Source organism: Tessaracoccus sp. (genome assembly GCF_016714275.1).
Lineage (GTDB): Bacteria > Actinomycetota > Actinomycetes > Propionibacteriales > Propionibacteriaceae > Arachnia.
This window is the reverse complement of sequence record NZ_JADJNP010000004.1, coordinates 208,598-224,008: the sequence shown is the minus strand read 5'-3', so window position 1 is coordinate 224,008 and position 15,411 is coordinate 208,598. Positions and strand designations below refer to the sequence as shown.

The window sequence follows — 15,411 nt, the reverse complement described above, 5'->3', positions numbered from 1 at the left end:
GTGCTCCTTGGGAGTGGTGTCACGGGGCGCTGAAGCCCCCGTGGCCGGCGGCGGACTCGCCGGCACCGGGGCCAATTGTAGAGCGCGGCGCGGGAGATCCCCACGCCGCGCTCACGTTCGCCCGCGAAGGTCAGCCCTCAAGGACCGCCTTCGCCGCCGCGAAGCGCGCGATCGGCACGCGGAACGGCGAGCAGCTGACGTAGTCGAGCCCGACGGAGTTGAAGAACGCCACCGAGTCCGGGTCGCCGCCGTGCTCACCGCAGACGCCGGTCTTCAGGCCCGGCTTGGCCGCGCGGCCCTTCTCGACGCCGATCTGGACGAGCGCGCCGACGCCCTCGACGTCGATCGTCTCGAACGGGTTGCGCTCCAGCACGCGCTCCATGACATAGGTGGTCAGGAAGCCGTTCTCCGCGTCGTCGCGCGAGATGCCGATGGCCGTCTGCGTCAGGTCGTTCGTGCCGAACGAGAAGAAGTCGGCGTGCTCGGCGATCTTGTCCGCGACCAGCGCGGCGCGCGGCAGCTCGATCATGGTGCCCACCGTGTAGTCGAGGGTGCGGCCGGCCCTCGCCAGCTCGTCCTCGACGGCGGCCACGACGATGGCGCGCTGCGTCTCCAGCTCCTGGCTGAGCGCAACGAGCGGAATCATGATCTCGACGCCGACGGTCTCGCCCTCGCGGTCGAGGACGGCGAGCGCTGCGCGGACGATCGCGCGGGACTGCATGTCCGGGATCTCCGGGTACAGCATGGCGAGGCGGCAGCCGCGGGTGCCGAGCATCGGGTTCAACTCGTGCAGGCGCTTGACCTGGGCCAGCGTCTCTCGGGCCTCTGCCAGCTCGGTGCCCTCCGCGCCCTGCAGCTCGAGGCGCTGGACGAGCAGCGACTGCTCCACGAGGTTCGGCAGGAACTCGTGCAGCGGCGGGTCGAGGAGACGGACGGTGACAGGCAAGCCCTTCATGGCGGTGAAGATGCCCTCGAAGTCGACCTGCTGCATGGGCAGGATCTCCGCCAACGCGGCCGCGCGCTGCTCCGGGGTCTCCGCGAGGATCATCTTGCGGACGGCCGGGAGCCGGTCCTGCGCCATGAACATGTGCTCCGTGCGGCAGAGGCCGATGCCCTCGGCGCCCAGCTCGCGGGCCTTCGACGCGTCCTCGAAGTTGTCGGCGTTGGCGCGGACGCCGAGACGGCGCACCTCGTCGGCCCACTGGACGACGCGGGTGAAGTCCTCGTTGATCTGCGGCGGGATGAGGTCGAGGGCCTCGCCGTAGACGCTGCCGGTGGTGCCGTCGAGCGTGAGGACATCGCCCTCCGCGTAGGTCACGTCACCGATCGTCAGGGTCTTGCCCGCGACGTCGATCCTGATGCCCTGCGCGCCCGCCACACAGGGCTTGCCCATGCCGCGGGCGACGACCGCCGCGTGCGAGGTCATGCCGCCGTGGGCGGTCAGGATGCCCTGGGCGACGATGACGCCGTGGATGTCGTCGGGCGTCGTCTCGTAGCGCACGAGGATCACGGGTTCGCCCTTGCCACCGCGGTCGGCGGCGGTGTCGGCGTCGAAGACGACCTCGCCGACTGCGGCTCCCGGCGACGCGGGCAGGCCGATCGCGACCGGCTTCTTGCCGTGGTTCGGGTCGATGGCGGGGTGAAGGAGCTGGTCGAGCTGCGCGGGCTCGATGCGCAGGAGCGCCTCCTCCTTGGTGAGGATCCCCTCGTCGACGAGGTCCGAGGCCACCTTCAGCGCGGCCGCCGCCGTGCGCTTGCCGTTGCGGGTCTGCAGCAGGTACAGCTTCCCGTCCTCGATGGTGAACTCCATGTCCTGCATGTCGCGGTAGTGCTGTTCCATGCGGTGCATGGTGTCGAGGAGCTGGTCGTAGGCCTCGGGGAGGATGTCACGCATCTGCTCAAGCGGGTCCGGCGTGCGGATGCCGGCGACGACGTCCTCGCCCTGCGCGTTGACGAGGAACTCGCCGTACAGCGCCTTCTCACCGGTGGAGGGGTTGCGGGTGAAGCACACGCCCGTGGCGGAGGTGTCGCCGCGGTTGCCGAACACCATCTGCATGATGTTGACGGCAGTGCCCAGCGACGAAGGGATGTTGTTCGCGCGGCGGTAGACCTCGGCGCGCGGGTTGCCCCACGACCGGAACACGGCGTTGACGGCGCGGTTCAACTGCTCGCGCGGGTCCGACGTCCATTCGCCGCCCAGGTGCTCGTTGGAAATCTCCTTGAACGAGGCGACCAGGTTCTTGAGGTCCTCAGCGTTCAGGTCGGTGTCGTTCTCGACGCCGCGCTCGGCCTTGAGGCCGCTCAACGCGTCCTCGTACAGGTGCTGCGGGACGCCCTCGACGACCTCGCCGTACATCTGGATGAAGCGGCGGTAACAGTCCCAGGCGAAGCGCTCGTTGCCGAACTCCTCGGCCAGCGCGACGACGGACTCGTCCGAGATGCCGAGGTTGAGGATGGTGTCCATCATGCCGGGCATCGAGAACACGGCGCCGGAGCGTACGGACACCAGCAACGGCTTCTCGGACCCGCCGAGCGTGCGCCCGGTGCGCTCCTCGAGGCGCGCAAGCCCCTCGGCGATCTGCCCTGCCAGCTCGGCGGGCCACTCTCCGTTGTTGTTCATTGCCTCGACGCACGCCTCCGTCGTGACGGTGAACGCGTCGGGGACCGGCACCCCGACCTTGAACATTTCTGCCACGCCTGCACCCTTGCCACCCAGGAGGGGCTTCATGCTCGCGTCGCCCTCGTGGAGGTCGTAGATGTAACGAACGTCACTCATAGTGGGGAAATCTCCTTCGACTGCCCAGATTGGGTCTGTATCCACGCACAGCCTAATGCCGCCCGCCCCCACATCCGATTCAGGGCCCACGATCGCACCCGGGGACGACCCGCCGGTCGGGCTATGGGTTCCAGGCCCGCTCGGTGTTCGAGATGCCGGGCGGGCGGCGGAGGCGCGCCCCCGCCTTGCGGGCGCGGTCGTCGACGATGTCGATGATCCGCGCCGCCGCCTCCTCCAGCGCCACCCCGGTCGTGTCGACGATGGGGCACCCGAGCCTGCGGTGGACCTTCGCGATCTCGTCCAGCTCGTCATAGATCTGCGCCAGGTTCGCGTAGCCGTCCTTCGTGCCGAAGCCGCCCATGCCCTTGACGCGCTCGCCGCGGATCATGAGCAGCCGCTCGGCATCGATGGTCAGGCCGATCAGGCGCCACCGGTCGACCTCGAACAGCTGCTGCGGCGGCGCGATGCCGGGCACGAGCGGCACGTTAACGGCCTTGTACCCGAGATAAGCGAGGTAGATGGACAGCGGCGTCTTCCCGGAGCGAGACGGGCCGATAAGGCAGATGTCGGCCTCGCGCAGCAGCGCAGGGAGGGAGCCGTCGTCGTTGCGGACGGCGAAGTCGATGGCGGCCATACGGACGAAGTACTCGGCCTCGACGCCCGGCGGGCGCATGGGCACATGGTCGGCCTCGACGCCGGAGATCGTGGCGAGCGCGTGCATGGCGTCGCTCATCAGGTCCGCGAACGGGATGCCATGGTCCCGGCAGAAGCCCGTCACCAGCTCCATCAACTCCTCGTTGACGAGGGTGAACACGATGGCGGCACGCGGCATCGCCGCGCGCACCTCCTCCAGCGCCGCCAGCAGCCTCGATGTCTTGTTCATCTTCCTGTGCCGGACGATGCTGAACTCCCGGCTCGGGAATTGCGCCATGGCGGCGCGGGCGATGCGGGCGGCGGACTCGCCCGTGGAGTCTGCGATGACGTGGATCTCCAGCAGCTCTGCTGTCATGGGTCGCAAGTCTATGGGGTATGGCGTACACAAATCTGCGTGATCGCGCTTCGCGCTGCAACGCATTCCTTGGCCTCGGTAACCGAGCAAGCTCGATTGCCCTCGACCTTCGTCTGCGTGGGCTCGCTCAGCTGTGAAATAGGCGGCCGATCTCTGGCAGTTGGCGAAACCTCAGGGATATGTCATCGTTGTCAACGACGGCTGCGGCGCCGCAGCCACGTGAGGAGAAACACCATGTCGCCCGCCGCGCCCGGATCAGCCGCCTACCGCGCCCTTCGCCGGGCCAACCTGCTGCGCTTCGCCGTGGGTTCGCGCCATCCGGCAGGGTTCGGATACCTCGACCCCGCGGGCGACATCGACCCGAGACAACCCGTCGAGCTGTACGTCACCTGCCGGATGACGCACGTGTTCGCGCTGGGCCTCCTCGCCGGGGAGGCGCCGGCTCCCGGCGGACCCGATGCGGCGGCCCTGCGCACGCTGGCCCAGCACGGTGTCAACAGCCTGCTGGATGGTCCCCTGCGCGACGGGGTCAACGGTGGCTGGTTCGCGGGTATCGCCCCGGGCGGCACTGCCCTCACCACGAAGATGGCCTATGCCCACGCGTTCGTCGTCCTCGCGGCGACCAGCGCGCGCGTCGCCGGGCTCGACCGGGCCGACGAGCTGCTGAAACTCGCACTCGCTACACAGAGCGAGCGCTTCTGGGACGACGAGGAGGGGCTCGTCGTCGAGGAGTGGGACGCCTCGTGGAGCACGCTCAGCCCCTACCGCGGCGTGAACTCGAACATGCACGCCGTCGAGTGTTACCTGGCCGCCGGCGACGTCACCGGCGACCCGACCTGGCACCGCCGGGCGGGCCGGATCGCGGAACGGGTCGCGGGATGGGCGCGGGACAACGGCTGGCGGATCCCCGAGCACTTCGACAGCGACTGGCGGCCGCTTCTCGACTACCACCACGACCAGCCGTCGCACCCGTTCCAGCCCTACGGCGCCACTGTCGGCCACGGGCTGGAGTGGGCGCGACTCCTCGTCGCGGTGCACGAGAGCCTGAGAGCGGACGCCCCCGCGGGGCTGCTCGAGGCCGCCGTCGCCCTCGCCGATCGGGCCGTGGCCGATGGGTGGGCCGCCGACGGCGCCGACGGTTTCGTCTACACCACCGATTGGGATGGACGGCCCGTGGTGCACGCCCGAATGCACTGGGTGCTCGCGGAGGCGATCAACACCTCCGAGGTCCTGCTTCGGATCACGGGCGACGAGCGCCACCGCCGGGACCTGGCTCGCTGGTGGGACTACGCCGACACCTACCTCGTCGACCACAAGCTGGGCTCCTGGCACCACGAACTGGGCGCGACGAACCTGCCCGAAGCCACGACGTGGCCTGGGAAGCCCGACGCCTACCACGCGTATCAGGCGGCGTGGATGCAAGACCTCCCGGTCACCCCGTCGTATGCGTCCGCGCTCGCGCGGCGCACCACATGACCGCGTGATCCCGCGCCGGCGGCGCCGTGGCGGTCCCTGAGCAGGACCGCCACGCTGCCGTCAGTTGCGCGCGGCAAGGGCCGCGTCGATGACCTCGGCCAACTCATGAAGCCGGGGGGCGGCACGGCCGGTAAGGAGCGTCTCGCGGTCCTCCGCAGTCACTGCCAGGCTGTCCTTCCAGAGCGACCGGCCGGCCATGGCGCCGCTCGCACCGTGTTCGACGGCGATGCGCACCTGCTCGATGAAGGTCTCGTGGTCGACGCCGGCGGAGAGCACGGCCCACGGCGCGCCCTGCGCTGCCGCGGTCACCGCGTCGCACGCCTCGGCCGATCCCGGGTAAGGGAGCTTCAGCACCTTCGCGCCGCACGCGATAGAGAACGCTGCGGAGTCCGCGATCAGTTGGGGGAACACGCGTGCGTACTCCTCCTCGCTCTCCTCCGGCAGCCGATAGGTGAGGATCTCGATGATGACGAGCACGCCCTCGTCCTCGCAGGCGCGGATCAGCTCGCGCATCTCCTCGGCGACGCGCGACTCCAGATCCTGGCGGTCCGGACGCAGGTAGTAGAGCATCTTCGCGGCGTCGCCTGCGAAGTCGCGGACGGTGCGGGCCGTGACACGGTCGACGAGCCGGGTGAACCGAAGCCCGTCGACGGTCTCAAAGCCGGACGCGTCCATGCCGACGACCAGCGCGGTATCGCGGGCAAGTACGCCGTCGTCCACGACGTGGGGCAGCGCCACCTCGGGGTCGAGCAGGATCGCGGGGCCGCGGTTCGCGAGGAAGCGGACGAGGTCGGCCTTGGCGGCGCGCAACTCGTCGATGCTGATCGACGAGGGGCCGTCGGGCGCGTTCATGACGGCCTTCATGGAGTTGCGCTGGTCGGCGGCAACGATCAGCATGCCGCCGGGGTTGGTGCTGATCCGCGCGAGAGCGCGGCGTTCGGTCGTGGTGAGGGTGGACATGTACTTCTCCTGAGGGATCGGTTAGGAAGGGGTTTGTGGGCGCGTCAGGCGCGCGGGGCATCCAGCAGCTGGCGGGCGAACAGGACCGCGCCGCTGGCGGTCTCCTGGCTGCGCGACGACGTCCGCACGCTCGGCAGGACGCGCGCGCGGGCGTCCCGCACCGACTGCATCTCCGCCCAGCCGCCCGTGAGCAGAGATGCGTGCGCCGGGGGCACCTCGCGATCGATGGCCTCGATCAGCATCCGGATCTCGTCGTTTCCGTGCTCAAGAGCGGCGAGGAACAGCTCGGCGGGCGACACGCCGTCGGCGCGAACGGTGAGCCGCAGCACGCCGTCGTCGTTGCGCGCGCCCCGCACCTCGAGGGCGCCGGGCGCGAGCTTCGTCTCTCCCAGTTCAACGACTTGGGCGTCGAGGGCGTCGCGACCCCCGCGGTCGGAGATGCCGAGCAGCTGGAGCGTGCGGCGCATCAGCAGGCCGGTCTTCACGCCCGCGACGAGCGCGTACTGGCCCGGACGCACGTGGCGGACGCAGTTGATCAGGGCGTCGCCGAGGCGACGCCGGGCGTCGAAGGTGAGCGGGTCGTCGAGCACCCGCAGGAGCACCTCTGCGGTGCCGATGGAGACGTGGTAGGCGTCGCGCTCCGCGCCACCCGAGACCGCGGCGACGAGGTGGTCGTGCCCGGCGACGGTGAGCGTCGCTCCCCGGAATGACGGCGGAAGCCAGCCAGCCGTCGCCGCCCCCAGCGGGGTGCCGGCGTCGACGAGCTCGGGCAGGAAGCGCTCGTCGACGCCGATGTAAGCCAGCATCTCGGCCCACGGGCGGCCGGTCGACTGGTCGAGCAGCCCGGTGCGCGACATCAGGGAGTACTCCCCCGCCCGCCGCCCGCCGAGGAACGCGACCGTCCAGTCCGGCAGGTTCACCCATTGCGTCCCGGCGAGCGGAAGCCCGCCGTCGCGGAGGTGGAGGATCTTCGCGGCAGACACCTGGACGCCCCAGGGGAGGCCGGTGCGGCCCGAGAACTCGTCGCGCAGGGGCCTCGGGAGCGCGGCCGCCTGTTCGGCGCCGCGAGGGTCGAACCAGGCGTAGCCGGGCGCGAGCGCCGTTCCTTCCCGGTCGACGACGAATCCGGTCTCCCCCATTCCGGCGACGGCGATCGCGCCGACCACTGCGTCATCGGGAAGCCGGGCCGCGGCGCGCTCAATCAGCGTCCGGACCGCGGAGCCGACGTCGTCAGTCAGGATGTCCGTGGTGCCGCCCGGGCCGTTGCGCCACGGCGTCGACACCTGCTCCACGACCTCGCCGCCCGACTCGTCGACGACGAGGATCTTCATGGACGTGCTGCCCAGGTCGAGGCCTGCCGCGTAGCGGGGCATCTGGCTCCTTGAAGGGATGTGGGGATGGAGCGGGGGCGGCGCGCCGCCCCCGCTGATGGCTTCCAGGTCGGCTATGTCGACCGCGGTCAGCACTTGGACGCGTAGAGCGCCTTCTGACCTTCCTCGGTCTCGAGGTTGTCCTGGGTGACGATGGTGAAGCCGGTCTGGATCTTCGCCTCGGTCGGCTTGCCCTCGATCGCTGCCAGCGCCTGCTCGACGCCCTGGACGCCGATGTCAAACGGCTGCTGCGCGATGATCGCCTGGACGGTGCCGTCCTTCAGTGCGTCGACCTGGGCCGGTCCCGCGTCGAAGCCGACGACCTGCACCTTCTCCTTCGCGCCCGCCTGCTCGATGCCGGTGGCCGCGCCCTCGGCACTGAAGATGTTCGTCGCGAAGATCGCCTTCAGGTCCGGGTAGCGCTGCAGGGTCGCGGTCACGATGTTTGCCGCCTCGGCAGGCTGGTTCTTGGCGTACTGCACGCCGACGTACTCGAACTTCGAGTCCTTCTTGACGGCGTCTTCGAAGCCGGCCACACGAGCGTCGGAGGTCGAAATGCCGGGCTGGTTGTCGATGACGAGCACCTGGCCGCCGTCCGGCACCAGCTTCTGGATAGCCTCGAACGCAGCGGCGCCGCCACCGAAGTTGTCCGACGAGATCTCGGACACGGCGAAGCCGGGGTCCTCCACCGTCGTGTCGACGAGGACGATCTTGCTGTCCTTGGCCGCCTCTTCGAGCGGGCGCTGGAGTGCGCTGACGTCGTTGGGGGCGATCAGGATCGCCGACGGCTTGGTGGCCGAGACCGACGTGAGGATCGGCTGCTGGAGAGCCGGGTCCCACTTCTGCGGGCCCTGCACCGACACCTCGACCCCCGCCTTGGAGGCGGCCTCGCGGACCCCGCACTCCATGGAGATGTAGAAGTTGTCGCCGATGACCCCCTGGATGAAGGCGATCGACACCTTGTCGTCAGTGCCGCCACCTGTGGTCCCACCGGGCGCGGGATCCGCAGGGGTGCCGGTCGAGCACGCCGCCAGGCCGGCGGCGAACATGAGCGCGACTCCGCTCAGAAACACCTTGTTCTTACGCATGTCACTTTTCCTTTCGTTGTGATGCGAACAGTCGGGAGAGAAGGGACTCTTTGGCCTGGCCGCGGTTCGCTGCGGCGCGCCGGACCTGATCGAAGTAGACGGCGCCGATCAGGAAGGCGCCGACGACGACCTGCTGCCAGTAGGGCTGCACCCCGAGGATCACGAAGCCGTTGCGCAACGTCGCCGGGATGAGCAGGCCGATGACGGTGCCGAACACCGTGCCGAAGCCGCCGAAGAGGCTGGTGCCGCCGATCACGACGCCGGCGATGACGTCGAGGTTGGTGAGGCTGTGGCCGGCGATCGTCGTCGACCGGAAGAAGCACAGGTTCAGGATCCCGGCGAGGCCGGCGAGGAAGCCGGCGAGGGCGTAGACCTTGATCAGGTGAGCGTCGACGTTGATGCCGACGCGACGCCCCGACTCCGGGTTGGAGCCGATCGCCTCGGTGTAGAGGCCGAACTTCGTGCGGTGCAGCACGACGATGCCGATCGCCACGACGATCATCGCGATCAGCACGAGCACCGGAACGCCCGCCACCCGGCCGAAGCCGACGGTGTCGACGAGCACCCTCGGGGCGGAGCGCATGTCGATGCCACCGGTAAGCACCTGCGCGAGCCCCAGGGCAGCGCCGAAGGTGCCGAGGGTCACGATCATCGGTGGGACCTTGGCCTTGGCGACCAGGAAGCCGTTGAGGGTGCCCCAGAGGGTGCCGGAGACGAGAGCGACGACGATGCCCGCGATCGCAACGCCCCACCCCTCGCCGTCGCCGATCGACTCCATGGTCATGGAGGCCACGACGCCGCTGAACACCAGCACCGATCCCATCGACAGGTCGATGCCGCTGGTGATGATAATGAAGGTGGTGCCGACGCCGAGGACCGCGAGGATCGAGACGCTGACGGCGATGTTGAGGAAGTTGTTCGCGGCGAAGAACGACTGTGGCGCGAGCGCGCTGAAGATCGCGACGATGGCGAGCCAGACCAGGACGATCTGCATCGCTTGGGCCCGGACGGCCTGCCGGATCCTGTCCCCCGCCGTCACCTTTGTCGGGGTGGTGGCCGGGTTAGCTTGCTGGGTCGTGCTCATGCGACGTCCTTCCCGTCCAGGCTGCCGGTCATGGCGCCGACGAGCTCCTCGACGCTGCTCTGTTTCGCGTCGTAGACCGCGACGCGGCGGCCGTGGCGCAGCACGTGGACGCGGTCGGCGACCTGCAGCACCTCCGGCATCGAATGGCTGATCAGTACGACGCCGACGCCCTTGTCCCGGATGCGGCGGACCAGGTCGAGGACGCCCTTGGTCTGTACGACGCCGAGGGCGGCCGTCGGCTCGTCGAGAAAGATGACCTTGCTCGCCCAGGCGGCGGCACGAGCCACCGCGATGGCCTGCCGCTGACCGCCGGACATGCCGCCGACGGGGCCGTCGTAGTCGCGCACAGTGGCGCCGAGATCGGCGAAGGCCGTGACGCCCTCGGCGCGCATCTTTCCGCGCTCCATGAAGCCGAGCTTGCCCAGCAGGCCCGGCTTCATGACCTCGCGTCCCAGGAACATGTTCTGGATGGGGTTGAGGTGGTTCGCGAGAGCGAGGTCCTGGAACACGGTCTCGATGCCGCGCTCGCGGGCATCGGTGGGGCTGTGCAGCTCGAGCAGTTGGCCCTCGAACTTGATCACGCCTTCGTTGGGGATGTCGGCGCCCGCGAGGATGCGCACGAGGGTGGACTTGCCCGCGCCGTTGTCGCCGATCAGGGCGACGACCTCGCCGGGTCGGACGTCGAAGTCGGCACCTTGCAGGGCGCGCACCGGTCCGAAGGTGCGCACGATTCCCCGTGCCTCGTAGACGGGCGCGTCAGCCATGACGGCACCTCAGGTGAGTGGCGAGCCGCATGGGCTCAACTGCTGTCGGAGCCATGATCCTCCTTGATCATCGATGCTCATGTCATCGTTGTCATTTCCTGCCGCCAATACTACGGGGACCGATGACAAGGTTGTCAAGCGCTGTGGCCAGTTTGTTATACGAGAGTTTTCATATGCGTTTGACTAGGCAGAACGCGGGCGCAGCTCGCCCGAACCGCGAGCGATCAGGCCAGCGGGCACGTAGATCACCGACTCCCCCGACCCGGCGGTGCCCTTCCCGTCGAGCCGGGGCAGCAAGGCGGCGACGGCAGCGGCGCCGATCGCCGCCGGGGAGTGGTCGATGACGCTGACGGCGGGCGAGAGGCTGCCCGCGAGCGTGAAGTCGCCGTAGGCGAGGATCGCGATATCCGTGCGGCCGAACTGCTGCAGCGTCGGCAGCAGCGCCAGCGACAGGCGGGAGTTGGTGGAGAGGATCGCAGTAGGCGGCTCCGACAGCGCGAGGAGCCGCTCGACGGCGGGGACCACATCGGAGGGCTCGGGCACGTCGGCGGCGATGAGGTCCTCGTCAACGGGGAGCCCATGCCTGTTCATCGCGTCCCGGTAGCCGTGGTGCCGGTTCTGGGTCGTCTCCAGGAGCGGCCGGTCGCTGAGCACGGCGATGCGCCGATGCCCGTGCGCGATCAGGTGCTCCGTGGCCTGCGCGCTCAGGCCGCGGTCGTCGACGACGACCGACTGCGCGCCCGCGACCTCGCCGATCCGGTCGACGAAGACCAGCGGCGTGCCGCGCAGCCGTGCGGTGGAGAGCGAGTCGCGGCCGAGCGGCGCGACGATCATCCCCGCGCACCGACGCTGTACGAACATGTTGACGGCGTCGCGCTCGCGCTGCGGATCGCGATTGCTGGAAACGATCATGCTGCGGTACCCGTGCGCGTCCAGCTCCGCCTCGATCGACGCCGCGAGCTCGGCGAAGAACACGTCGCCGATGGAATCGACGAGAACCCCGACGCTGCGATCCGTTCCGCCGCGCAGCGACTGCGCCGCCGGATCGGGAAGGTAGTCGAGCACCTCCATGGCCTCGAGCACGGCCTTCCGCGTCGTCGGCGCCACGCTGGGGTGGTCGTTGAGCACGCGCGAGGCGGTCTTGATGCTGACGCCGGCCCGCTTGGCCACATCTTTCAGCGTCGCGTTCTCGGGTTCCGCCCCGGTCCCCCCGCGCGGGCTGTCAGAGGTGGTCGACATCCAAACCCCCTTCACGCGGCGCCATGTCTGGCGGAAGCGTATTCCGGTCTACCGGGTTTCACCAAGCACCCACGACGGCAGGCACTCACCTGACTGCGGTGCGAGCGCCCTGCTCGACGATCCGCCGTCGCGCGGCCAGGTACGCCGTGCGGAGCCGGTCGTCGCCGCCGAGGTAGCCGAAGACGGGGACATAGCCGAGCAGCGCACCCGGTTCCTCCTGCTCGAGGGCGGCACGGGCGAGCAGTTCCTCGGCGCGCCGGTCGGCCAGCGGCGGGGACCCCTCGACGAGGTGGCCCTCGAGATAGAGGCCCCAGCCCGCGAGGACGGTCGCGCAGCGATCGATCGGCCCCCCGGCAGCGAGCTGCTCCCGCACGACAGGCAGCAGGAACTTCGGGATCCGGTCCGAGCCATCGACGACCTGACGGGCGAGCGTGTCGCGCACCGCCTGACTGGCAAAACGCGCGATCAGCTGGTGGCAGTAGTCGTCTAGGTCGATGCCTGGCACGGGGCCCAACGTCGGGATGGCCTCGTCGCGCATATAGCCCCGCAAGAAGGCGAGGAAGTCGGGATCGGTACACACCTCGTCGACCATGGTGAATCCGGCGAGCAGGCCGAGGTAACTCATCGCCTGGTGGCTGGCGTTGAGCAGCCGCAGCTTCATCCGCTCGTACGGGACGACATCGTCGACGAGCTGGACACCCACGGCGTCGAGCGGCGGGCGGCCGAGCGTGAACTCGTCCTCCAGCACCCACTGCAGGTACGACTCCGACTGCACGGGCCACCGGTCCTCGACGCCACACCGCTCCTCGACGCCCCGCGCCACCTCGGGCGTGACCACCGGGGTGATGCGGTCGACCATCGACGACGGGAAGGCCACCTCGGCGTCGATCCAGCCGGCCAGCTCGGGATCGCGGTGGCGGGCGAACGACGTCAGCGCGAGCCGGGCGACGTGTCCGTTGCCCTGGACGTTGTCGCAGGAGAGGACCGTGAACGGCGCGATTCCCGCCGCGCGCCGCCGGCGCAGCGCCTCCGTCAGGTAGCCCCAGGCGCTCCGCGGGAGGCCGGCGCCGTCGAGGTCGGCGAGGGTCAGGGGGTCGCTCGGCGCGAAGGCGCCGGTGGCGTCGTCGATGGCGTAGCCGCCCTCGGTGATGGTGAGCGAGACGATCCGCGTCGTCGGCGCCGAGAGGAGGGCGAGCACGCGCTCCGGGTCGTCGGGGCCGAAGACCACGTCGAGGATGCTGCCGACGACGCGGGTCGCGGCCTCGCCGTCGGGGGCCAGGGTCGTGAGCGTGTAGAGGCCGCCCTGCTCTGCCGCGACGTCACGAGTGGCGCTGTCCCCCGGCAAGAGCCCGACGCCGACGATGCCCCAGCCGGCGTCTCCCGCGTTGAGCACGCGGTCGAGGTAGAGCGCTTGGTGAGCGCGATGGAAGGCACCGACACCGAAGTGGACGATGGCAGGCGTGACCGCCGCGCGATCGTAGGCGGGGACGGGGATGGCGAGGTCGGCGAGGGCGTCGGGCCGAAGTACGGTCATGGGGGTTCCTAGGAGAGCTGGAAGATGTGATCGGCGTGGCGCTTGGATGCCTCGACGACGTCGGCGTTGGCCTGGTCGACGCGCAGCACCCAGTCGGTGGCATCGGCCACCGAGTCGCCATGCCCGATGCGGCGGCCGATGAGCCGCCGCTGCCGTTCCTCGGTGGGCACCTCCAGGTACCAGACCTCGTCCAGGAGCGGACGGACCTGCTCCCACCCGCCGTCGTCGTGCAGGAGGTAGAGGCCCTCCGTGACCACCAGCGGGATGGTGTTGACGACCGGCACGGCGCTGCCCACGCTGGTCTCGATCTCGCGGTCGAACCGCGGGGCGTAGGTGACGGGCTCCTCGGCGGCGGCCAAGCGGCGCAGGAGGGAGACGTAACCGGGGACGTCGAAGGTATCGGGCGCACCCTTCGCCTGTCGCCGGCCGCGGGCCTCGAGGACCGGGTTGTCGAGGTGGAACCCGTCCATGCCGACGATGACCGCGCCGTCGCCGAGTTGCTCCTCGAGGGCGGCGCACACCGTCGACTTGCCGGCGCCGGGCGCGCCGACGATGCCGAGGACGCGTCGCTCCCCCGCGCCGACGAGGGCCCGCGCGCGCCAGACGAGGTCGGCGAGCGTGGCGGGGATCACCGGGGGTTGCTCAGACACGGGCGCTCCTTCGAACCGTCTCCTCGAGCATCGGGCTGCTCACGGGCAAATCTAGGAAGGAGTGTCATCGTTGTCAATAGCCATGACAACGATGACTTCGCGTGCCATCATGTCTACCGACAGGCCGGCCGCGGAGCCGCGGGAGCGCCGAAAAGAAACGAGGACTGACATGAACATCGACTTCGAGGGCCGCCCGGTCCTTGTCACCGGGGCCACCGGCGGAATCGGCAGCGAGATCGTGCGTCAGCTGGTCGCGTCGAACGCCGACGTGATCGGCGCCGGCACCAGCGACGAGCTGCTCGCCGTGCTGAGCGAGGACACCGGCTGCCGCACGGTGCGGTTCGACCTGACCTCCGAGGAAGAGATCGCGGAGGCCATCGGCGACCTCGACCTGTGGGGCGTCGTCAACTGCGGCGGCTTCGGCGGAGAGATCGCCTCCCCGATCGACACGGACATCGCGGTCTTCGACAAGGTCATCGCGATCAACGCTCGCGGCACGCTGCTGGTCACCAAGTACGCCGCCCGCACCATGATCCGGCTCGGCCGGGGCGGCTCGATCGTCAACGTATCCAGCCAGGCCTCGCTCATCGGCCTGCGCAACCACGTCTCCTACGGCTCCTCGAAGGCCGCGGTCGACAACATCACGCGGGTCAGCGCGCTCGAACTGGGCGAACACGGCATCCGCGTCAACAGCGTGCATCCCACGGTCGTGATGACCGAGATGTCCGCGTTCTACTGGGGCCGCCCTGAGATCGAGGGTCCGGCGCTCGCGCGCATGCCTCTCGGCCGCTGGGCGACGGAGGCCGAGATCGCGGGACCGGTGCTGTTCCTGTTGAGCAATGTGGCGTCAATGATCACGGGCGCGCACCTCCCCATCGACGGGGGAATGACCTGCTGCTGAACGCGCCAAGGGCGCGTCATCTGCGGCATCGGATGGATTTCCCGGGGTCCCTGTCGGGGTCTCGCGGGGAGGGCTAGGCTTGGTGTTCAGGGCGCCGTGGTAGTCGCCCGTTGGATACCTGGAGGTGTACCAATGTCAGTGGTGGAGGAAACCGAAACCTCAAGCGTGACCGTCAGCCTCGTCGTGGAGCGACCGCTCGACGAGGTGTGGGACGCCCTCATGAAACCCCACGGCGCGGAGGCGCTGCTCGGCGAGGGTGGCCAGTTGGGCCAGAAGGGCGAGCACTGGGCCGCGACCGACGGCACGTACGGCGTGACCCGCAGCTTCCATCCCAGGGAGCAGATCCGCTTCTCGTGGCACGCGGATGAGGACGCGCCGCGCACGGTCGTCGACCTTCAACTGAGCGGCGACGACGCGACCACCAACCTGAACCTCTCCCACGAGCATCTCCCCGAGGACGCCGACGTCGACGCGCTTGCCGCACGCTGGCAGGCGGCGCTGGAGGCGATCGCCGCGGCGTGAGATCCGTCGGACTCGAGGCGATGGCCGGGCGCGAACTG

Annotated in this window: 13 protein-coding genes; 3 read left to right on the top strand and 10 right to left on the bottom strand. The window is 69.6% G+C overall.

Annotated features, from left to right (window positions below; genetic code table 11):
• Positions 1-130: 130 nt before the first annotated feature.
• Together ppdK and IPJ61_RS15190 are read right to left on the bottom strand one after the other, a co-directional pair.
• Positions 131-2,776: a pyruvate, phosphate dikinase gene (gene ppdK, locus IPJ61_RS15195; RefSeq protein WP_297109358.1), complete on the bottom strand. Its 2,646-nt coding sequence runs from the start codon at positions 2,774-2,776 to the stop codon at positions 131-133.
• Between the two features lie 121 nt (positions 2,777-2,897).
• The gene (locus IPJ61_RS15190; protein ID WP_297109356.1) at positions 2,898-3,785 is read right to left on the bottom strand and encodes a pyruvate, water dikinase regulatory protein; all 888 of its coding nucleotides are present in this window, start codon (positions 3,783-3,785) and stop codon (positions 2,898-2,900) included.
• Positions 3,786-4,019: 234 nt separating this feature from the next.
• Here IPJ61_RS15190 and IPJ61_RS15185 point away from each other — a divergent pair, with 234 nt between their 5' ends.
• Positions 4,020-5,261 carry an AGE family epimerase/isomerase gene (locus tag IPJ61_RS15185; protein ID WP_297109353.1) on the top strand — a complete coding sequence of 414 codons (1,242 nt, stop codon included), beginning with the start codon at positions 4,020-4,022 and terminating at the stop codon, positions 5,259-5,261.
• Positions 5,262-5,321: 60 nt separating this feature from the next.
• Here the strand turns inward: IPJ61_RS15185 and IPJ61_RS15180 are convergent, their stop codons facing one another.
• The 8 genes from IPJ61_RS15180 to IPJ61_RS15145 form a co-directional block, all read right to left on the bottom strand.
• Positions 5,322-6,221, bottom strand: a complete 900-nt coding sequence (locus tag IPJ61_RS15180; RefSeq protein WP_297109352.1) for a hypothetical protein — start codon at positions 6,219-6,221, stop codon at positions 5,322-5,324.
• 44 nt (positions 6,222-6,265) lie between these two features.
• Complete coding sequence (locus IPJ61_RS15175; RefSeq protein WP_297109349.1) at positions 6,266-7,594, bottom strand: FGGY family carbohydrate kinase; 1,329 nt, start codon at positions 7,592-7,594, stop codon at positions 6,266-6,268.
• A gap of 86 nt (positions 7,595-7,680) precedes the next feature.
• Positions 7,681-8,679: an ABC transporter substrate-binding protein gene (locus tag IPJ61_RS15170; RefSeq protein ID WP_297109345.1), complete on the bottom strand. Its 999-nt coding sequence runs from the start codon at positions 8,677-8,679 to the stop codon at positions 7,681-7,683.
• Between the two features lies 1 nt (position 8,680).
• Positions 8,681-9,763: an ABC transporter permease gene (locus IPJ61_RS15165; RefSeq protein WP_297109342.1), complete on the bottom strand. Its 1,083-nt coding sequence runs from the start codon at positions 9,761-9,763 to the stop codon at positions 8,681-8,683.
• Positions 9,760-10,527: an ATP-binding cassette domain-containing protein gene (locus tag IPJ61_RS15160; protein ID WP_297109339.1), complete on the bottom strand. Its 768-nt coding sequence runs from the start codon at positions 10,525-10,527 to the stop codon at positions 9,760-9,762. Before IPJ61_RS15160 ends, IPJ61_RS15165 begins: the two co-directional genes overlap by 4 nt.
• Positions 10,528-10,710: 183 nt before the next feature.
• Positions 10,711-11,766 (bottom strand): LacI family DNA-binding transcriptional regulator, encoded by a 1,056-nt coding sequence (locus IPJ61_RS15155; protein WP_297109336.1) that lies wholly within the window; start codon positions 11,764-11,766, stop codon positions 10,711-10,713.
• A gap of 85 nt (positions 11,767-11,851) precedes the next feature.
• On the bottom strand, positions 11,852-13,300 hold the full coding sequence (locus IPJ61_RS15150) for a mannitol dehydrogenase family protein (protein WP_297109333.1): 1,449 nt from the start codon (positions 13,298-13,300) through the stop codon (positions 11,852-11,854).
• Between the two features lie 8 nt (positions 13,301-13,308).
• Complete coding sequence (locus IPJ61_RS15145) at positions 13,309-13,950, bottom strand: nucleoside/nucleotide kinase family protein (protein WP_297109330.1); 642 nt, start codon at positions 13,948-13,950, stop codon at positions 13,309-13,311.
• Positions 13,951-14,119: 169 nt separating this feature from the next.
• Here IPJ61_RS15145 and IPJ61_RS15140 point away from each other — a divergent pair, with 169 nt between their 5' ends.
• On the top strand, positions 14,120-14,851 hold the full coding sequence (locus IPJ61_RS15140) for an SDR family oxidoreductase (RefSeq protein ID WP_297109327.1): 732 nt from the start codon (positions 14,120-14,122) through the stop codon (positions 14,849-14,851).
• A gap of 132 nt (positions 14,852-14,983) precedes the next feature.
• Positions 14,984-15,373, top strand: a complete 390-nt coding sequence (locus tag IPJ61_RS15135) for an SRPBCC family protein (protein ID WP_297109324.1) — start codon at positions 14,984-14,986, stop codon at positions 15,371-15,373.
• Positions 15,374-15,411: the final 38 nt, after the last annotated feature.